1 protein-coding gene is annotated in these 1,927 nt (G+C 48.5%); it reads right to left on the bottom strand.

Features of this window, described 5'->3' with window-relative positions; all coding sequences use genetic code 11:
* A partial coding sequence (gene pulA, locus R7Q38_RS22895; RefSeq protein WP_318114400.1) for a pullulanase-type alpha-1,6-glucosidase occupies positions 1–1,927 on the bottom strand: 1,927 nt, incomplete at both ends.

Genomic DNA, 1,927 nt, shown 5'->3' on the forward strand with positions numbered 1-1,927 from the left:
TCCCAACTTGTGATGGTGCCACGTAGGTACAGTGCTGTTTCACCAAACGTTGGTGCATCCGCAGATTTGGTTACGGAAACCACAGGTTTTTCCACTTTCTCATCTTGAACGTATAGCGCGTTCAGTGTGAAGTTGTACTTGCCTGTTTCTGCGACGGTGAGTTTACAGTTTTCCTCTGCGCCTAGCTCCAGAGAGCCGCTGCCCACTGTTGCCACAGAACAACCGATGTTCGGATTTGCCCAACCTGTGTCTGCAAATTTGAACTCGTGGCTGCCTGCTTCAAGTACGCCTGTTACTGAGTACATGCCGTTGCCAATGAAAGTCATAGCCCAGTCGCTGTTGTCTGACCAATTGTTCATTGTGCCTTTCACGTAAACCACGGTTTCACCGAAAGGAGGAATGCTCGATACGTCTTTGTTGTCCGTATTGACTGGCAGACCCGCACCTTGCGCGCCGTCTTGTGGCTGTACGAATACCGCAGTAGTCAGTGCTGGCACAGTGAAGGTTTCATTTGCGAAGCTTGCGCCTTTCACGATGTCATCTGCAGAGTTTTGTTGAACTTCATGCAGCTCGAAACCTGTCGCGCCTTTCACGACAAATGATTTCTCTGATGATGTTGAGTTCACCACAGCAACGATCGCATCGTATTTCGAATCCAAATCGGCACCTGCTGATTTACCATCGTCGATAGACATAACGATCAAGCCTTCCACTTGGTCTTTACCAACGTTGCGGAAGTCAACACGGTTCATGACTTCTTGAGCGGTATCTAAGCGGAACAGTTCACTTGAACTACGGATTTTTAGTAGTTCTAGGAATTGTTGTTTGGTTAGCTCAATGTCGGTTGCATCTGGCTTCGCTGTCGTATCAGAAACGATCTTCTTGATCAGCTCCCAGTTTGCGCCGTCTTTGTCTTCACGAGGCAGACCTACGTTCCAGTTGTTGTCACTGCCGTTGAAGAAGACGCGGTTGAACCAGTCACCAGAATCGTAAGAGTCACGCTGCATCGATTTAGAACGCAGAAGCTCAGAACCCATGTGGATGAATGGGATACCTTGGCCAAGCATTACTGTTGATAGCGAGACTGATTGCATGCGTGCACGATCTGCAGAAGGAGTCGCAGTCGCAATCTTGTACGCGTTGTTATCCCACAGTGTTTGGTTATCGTGCTTAGACACGTACGAGATGTTTTCTGATGGCACTTTTGTGTAGCCTGCAGGCGCACCATTGTAATCAACGTTCTTACCTAGTTTTGTGTCGCCTTTGTAATCTAGAAGAACGAAGTCAGCCAAGTTACCCGCCATGCCTAGACGAACCAAATCTTGGTTGTGTAGACGACCATTCACCGATTCTGCGTCCACTTTGGTTTCTTCATTCGCGTAAGCCGCGTTACCAAAACCTTGGTTGAAGCGAAGTGGGTGCTTACCTTCTGAATCGACACCGCCATCAAATGGGCTACCGCCACGAACAGCGTCACGCAGACGATCCGAGAACGTACCGATTTCAGTGCCAGCCATGTTTAGCTGAGTGGCTTGATCAAAACGAGCGTTGTTAGACACTTCACCGAAGTCCCAACCTTCACCGTAGAACAAGGTGTTTTCGTCAATCTTACGGATTTGCTCAAGCGCGTAGACCATCACATCTTTTGGCTGGTGGCCCATCAAGTCGAAACGGAAACCGTCAACTTTGTAGTCGTCCGCCCACACTTTCAATGAGTCAACCATCAGTTTACCCATCATCAAGTTTTCTGTTGCAGTGTTGTCACAACAGGTTGAGTTTTCTACGCCGCCAGTGTTGACGTTAAGACGGTGGTAGTACCCTGGGACGATTTTATCTAGAACGGATTTGTCGTTAATGCCAGAGGCATTGGTGTGGTTGTACACCACGTCCATGATCAGCTTCAGCTTCATTTTGTGCGTTGCTTGCA

It is taken from the genome of Vibrio sp. Vb0598 (assembly GCF_033338935.1).
Taxonomy (GTDB): Bacteria; Pseudomonadota; Gammaproteobacteria; order Enterobacterales; family Vibrionaceae; genus Vibrio; species Vibrio alginolyticus.